The organism is Synechococcus sp. R6-5 (assembly GCF_047461775.1).
Classification (GTDB): Bacteria; Cyanobacteriota; Cyanobacteriia; order Thermostichales; family Thermostichaceae; genus Thermostichus.
Genome location: NZ_JANSHV010000278.1, coordinates 1 through 5,214, shown reverse-complemented (window position 1 = coordinate 5,214; position 5,214 = coordinate 1). Strand labels below are relative to the sequence as shown.

The 5,214-nt window shown below is 54.4% G+C and carries 3 protein-coding genes; all 3 read left to right on the top strand.

The window, feature by feature from the left end; genetic code table 11:
• Positions 1–89 precede the first annotated feature (89 nt).
• Positions 90–704: a Uma2 family endonuclease gene (locus NW818_RS12715; protein ID WP_414350202.1), complete on the top strand. Its 615-nt coding sequence runs from the start codon at positions 90–92 to the stop codon at positions 702–704.
• A gap of 93 nt (positions 705–797) precedes the next feature.
• Positions 798–1,385: a hypothetical protein gene (locus NW818_RS12710; RefSeq protein ID WP_414424759.1), complete on the top strand. Its 588-nt coding sequence runs from the start codon at positions 798–800 to the stop codon at positions 1,383–1,385.
• Positions 1,386–1,556: 171 nt separating this feature from the next.
• A partial coding sequence (locus NW818_RS12705) for a PAS domain S-box protein (protein ID WP_414424758.1) occupies positions 1,557–5,214 on the top strand: 3,658 nt, incomplete at its 3' end.

The window sequence follows — 5,214 nt, the reverse complement described above, 5'->3', positions numbered from 1 at the left end:
TTAGCGGTCGGAGCCGGGTAGTTTACGATGTGTTGACCCCAGACCGGCTCCCTTGGTTGGTTTAGCCGTTTTTCATTGCGGAGGTCATGATGGTCGAGGTTTTGGAAAGAGAAAAATTGGCCGAGGCACCTGCTGATAGTTCTCCGGCAGCTTCTCGAAAAATTTGGACTGACGAAGAGTTTATGGCTTTACCGGAGGATGGCAATCGCTATGAGGTTGTGAACGGAGAACTGGTTACCGTGGGCTCGGCAGGTGCAAAGCATGGGTACTACGTAAGTTTGATTCACATCATTCTGGGCTCCTACGTTCGCAGTCAAAGGATTGGATTTACCTTCGATTCCGATACTTCCTTCAAAATGAAATCCGGTAATCGCCGCTCTCCGGATTGTTCTTTTTTTTCCAAAGAACGGCTGCAATCTCTGGGCGGGATCCCAAGGGGTTATATTGAGGGATCCCCAGACTTGGCTGTAGAAGTTCTCTCCGATGCCAACACCGTTGGAGAGATCCATGATAGGCTCGTTGAGTATTTTGAGAATGGATCCCGGCTGGTCTGGATCATTCATCCTGAAGAGAAATACGTTCTGGTCTATCGCCGGCCTGAGCCTGAAGCATTGAAGAAACCCGGCGACATCCTGGAAGGTGGAGAGGTGATCCCTGGATTTGCGCTGGATTTATCAGAGTTTTTTGCCGAGCCGGAGTTGTAGTTTTTCACCAACGCAATGCCCGGATAAGACGCCTTCAGCACCTAGGGAAAAGCAACCCCTGTTAAGCTAGCCTAAGCAGTGGGATCCCATTTCATGGCATTGGTTTATCCGCAGGTTCTGGAGCGCAATCCCAAACGGCTGCGCATTGCCCTACAACGGTTCACTTCCCAGCAACTGGCTTGGCGGGCGGCAGCAGGCTTGGTGCTGCTGATTGTGGGATCCCAACTGTGGGCTCGTTCGCCGCTGTTGGGTTTGGTGGCTGTGGGGATGGGCTTGTGGATTGGGATCCCTTGGGGGTTGGGGCAGATCCTGAATCTAGATTGCCAAAGCCAACGGGTGACCTTGACCCGGCTGGGTGGCCCTTGGGGCTTTTGGCGGCAGCAGGTGTTTTCCTATCCCTTGGCTCAGTTGCAAGGAGTGCGGCTGCATCGAGTGGGTCAGGAAGTTTTGGATAACCAAGCTCAAGAGAGTTTCCAGGTCCAAAGCCAAGTGCGGCTGCAGTTTCACAGCGATCCTTCTAAACCGGAGCTGAACGAGGAGGTCATCGCCTGCTTTAGCAGCCAAGTCGGCATCAAAGGGGACGAACCAGAAGCTTTCGTGCTCTCTCAGCGGCTGGTGCGCTGGATTCAGAACTATCTATCTGAACACTTAGGAAACCTAAGAAACAACTCTTCACCCTGAAAGCCCCCTTTTCGAGGATACTGCCCCACCGTTCCAGTAGACTCAAACTTTGCTCTCCTTTTCGGGGAGATGGGGAATTGTTGGCACAGTGCTCGATCCTGGGTTAGAAATGCTACGGAAAAGCGGCGTACTCCTTGACACTTTCTAAACTTAACTTAATCGACAACCTTCATGAGCGCCTCCTGGGATCTGGTCAACCTGCTTACCTTACTCAACTGGAACACTCTGCCCGGATGGCTTTGGCTGCTCCTTTGGGGATCCTCACTGGCCGTGGTGATGTACTGGCAAAAGCGCTGGCTGCAGCGGGATCAGGTGGGTTTTCCCGATGTCATCATGCTGGCGCGTGCAGATACGACGGTGGTGGAATGTAACGAAGCTTGCCAGAAAATCTTGGGGGATTGGCGGGGCAGGCGCTGGATCGACGTGCTGCTGGCAGAAGAGCAGGAGCAGGCGCAGCAAAAGATAGCCCACCTTACCCCTCAGCAGCCCACCTTTACCCGGATTAGCAGAGTGGCGGATGCAGCGGGGCAGGTGCGGTGGTTTGAGTGGATCAACCAAGGCATTTTTGACCGGCGGGGCCGCTTGCAGTTTATTCGCGGCGTGGGCCGAGACATTACCGAGAAGAAACAGTTGGAAGAAAACCTGCGGCTGCGGGAGGCGCAACTGCGCACCTTGTTGGATGCCCTGCCATTGGCGGTGTGGGCCAGGGATCCCCAGGGAGTGCTAATTTTGCAAAATGCCACTGACCGCGCCTGGTTTGGCGATCTGCTGGGTACTTCTCTGGAGGAGGTGGCTCAGCAACATCCCCACTGGCCGGAGTACACCTCTCAAGTTCTAGCCGATCTAGAGCGGCAAGGGTTTTCCCAACTCGAGGGCAAGGAAGTAATTCAAGGTCAGGAGCGCTATACTTATCGCCTGGCCGTAAAGCTTCAGGATCAGTCTAAAGGTTTGGGACTTATCGGCATTGTCCTAGATATCACCGAACAAAAGCGGCTGGAACAGGAGGTGTGGGAACAAGAAGAGCGTTTTCGCGCCTTCCTCAACAACAGCCACGACATCTTGCACCGGGTTGATGCCCAGGGCCGGCTGTATTGCCTTAATCCCCCGGTGGCGGAGAAGATTCTAGGTCTTACCCCCCAGCCAGGAGAGCCTCAACCCCTGGAGCTGGTTCATCCCGAAGACCGCGAGGCCATCGCGTCTGCCTGCGAGCAACTCCTGTCCCAGCCCGGCCAGACTCTCTGCTTTGTCTATCGGATGCAACATGCCGACGGCCATTGGGTGTGGCTGGAGAGCCTCTGCACCAATCTCTTGGATGATCCTTTGGTTCAGGGGATGGTTGCCAGCACCCGCGACATTACCCAACAAAAGCAGGTGGAACTGGCTTTGCGAGAGAGCGAAGCCCGCTTCCGAGAAATTGCAGAGGCTGTACCGGTGGTTTTCTTTGTGTATTCTGCAGACTTGAGCCAGTCTCTCTACAAAAGCCCCCAAAGCGAGAAGATCTGGGGTTACACAGCAGAAGAGTTTCGCCGCAAGCCAGATCTCTGGAAAGACAGGATCCATCCCGAAGATCTGCCAAGGGTACTGCAGGCGGCCGCCCGAGCCACTCAAGAAGCCCAGCAGATCACCTACCGCCTTTTCCATCGGGATGGCAGGCTGCGCTGGCTGCGTACTTCTTGCCGACCCATCTTGAACGAACAGCAAGAGGTTATCCGTATTGTTGGCATTACCGAAGATATTACGGAGCAGAAAGAAGCAGAGCTGGCTCTACAAGAAAGCGAAGCTCGGCTTAGGGCTATTCTGGACGGGATCCCTTTTTCTATCTTTCTCAAAGATCTGGAAGGGCGCTATCTTCATGTAAACAAGACTTATCTACAACAGAGAGGCTGCAAGGCAGAAGAGCTCATTGGAAAGTTGGATAGTGAGCTGTTCGCATCAGAAGAGGCTCTAGAATTTCGAGATCAGGATCAAAAAGTCCTGCAATCTCCGCATCCTGTCAGCTACGAGCGAACCTTTTTCCGCGATGGCAAGAGATTGACCCAGTGGGTCACCAAGTTTGCCCTGCGGGATCAGCAGGGGTCTCCTTACGCCGTTTGCGGCATCGCTGTGGACATAACGCCCCTCAAACAAGCCCAAGATCTGTTGCTGAAAGAAGCAGAGCGGGAGCGGCTGCTTGGAGCTTTGCTGCGACGCATCCGTCAGGATTTGGATTTGCAATCTATCTTGCAAACCACTGTTGCAGAAGTGCGAGAGGTTTTCCAGGTGGATCGGGTGATGATCTATCAGTTGCAGGAAGGTGTAGGGGGGTTTGTAGCTGCTGAGTCGGTGGCGGATCCCTGGCCCAGCCACTTGGGCCGCCGGGTGTGGGATGCTTGCCTTCGCCAGGATCCTTGCTACCGCAAGTACCAAGAGGGCTTTGTGCAAGCCATAGCCAACGTGGCGACGGCCAATTTGGATCCTTGCTATCGGGAGCTCTTGGAATCTTTCCAGGCCCAAGCCAACTTGGTGATCCCGATTCGGCAGGGTGAGGCTTTGTGGGGTCTATTGGTAGTTCAGCACTGCCAATCCAGCCGCCCTTGGCAAGAGTGGGAAATCCGGCTTTTACAAGAGCTGAGCGATCAATTAGCCATCGCGTTGCAACAGGCCCAGTTATATGAACAACTGCAAGCCCTCAATCAAACCTTGGAAGAAAAGGTTCGGCAACGCACCTCTGAGTTGCAGCGATCCCTGCAATTTGAGGCCCTGCTGAAACGCATCACTGACCGGGTGCGCGACTCTCTGGATGAAGCTGAGATCCTCAACGCTGCTATGCAGGAGTTGGGAGAGAGTCTAGATGCCAATGGCTGTCATATTGGTCTTTACAATCAAGCTCTCACCCTTTCCACCATCAGCTACGAGTATTGTCCTCGCTTGGGGTCGGCCTTGCATACTTGTATTCCCTTTGCCCAATATCCAGATCTCTACGCCCAGTTGTTGCGAGGAGAGCCCTGCATATTTTGTTTACTTCCTGACGACCCCCGCCAAGGATCAGTCTTGGTCTGCCCTCTGCGGGATGGGGAGCAAGTCTTGGGGGATCTGTGGGTTTTTCGCAGCAGCGAGGAAAGTTTTGATGAGCAGGAAATGAATCTCGTAGCTCAAGTGGCCAATCAATGTGCTATCGGCCTAAGGCAGGCGCGCCTATTCCGAGCTGCCCAAGAGCAGGTGCAAGCCCTGGAGCGCCTTAACCGCCTCAAAGATGACTTTATCAGCACCGTCAGCCACGAGTTGCGCACCCCCCTCACCAGCCTGAAGATGGCGTTGCACATGCTGCAAGTTGCCTCTGCGAGGGAGAAGCAGGCCCAGTACCTATCCATCGCCCAGCGGGAATGCCAACGGGAGATCGAGCTGATCAATGACCTATTGGATTTGCAGCGGCTAAAGGCAGGAGCCTATGCTTTGAATCTGCAAACGCTGACCTGGGAAGCCTTGTTGGGGGATTTGCTGTTGGCTATTGGCGAACGCGCCCGTACTAAGGGGCAAACCTTTCAAGCCAACGTGCCTCTGGAGAGCAGCATCACCACAGATCCTCTCCTTTTGGGGCGTATCCTGCGGGAGCTCCTGCACAACGCGGTGAAATACACCCCCGGCCAGGGATCCATCCGCCTAGAAGTCAGGGTTGAGGCCAACCGAACTCGCATCCAAGTCAGGAATAGCCAAGAGATCCCGGCTGAGGAACTCACCCGCATTTTCGAGCGTTTTTACCGGATCCCTGGCAATGATCCTTGGAAAGAAGGGGGCACCGGTCTGGGCTTGGCTTTGGTGAAACAAATGGTGGATCAACTGAGGGGATCCA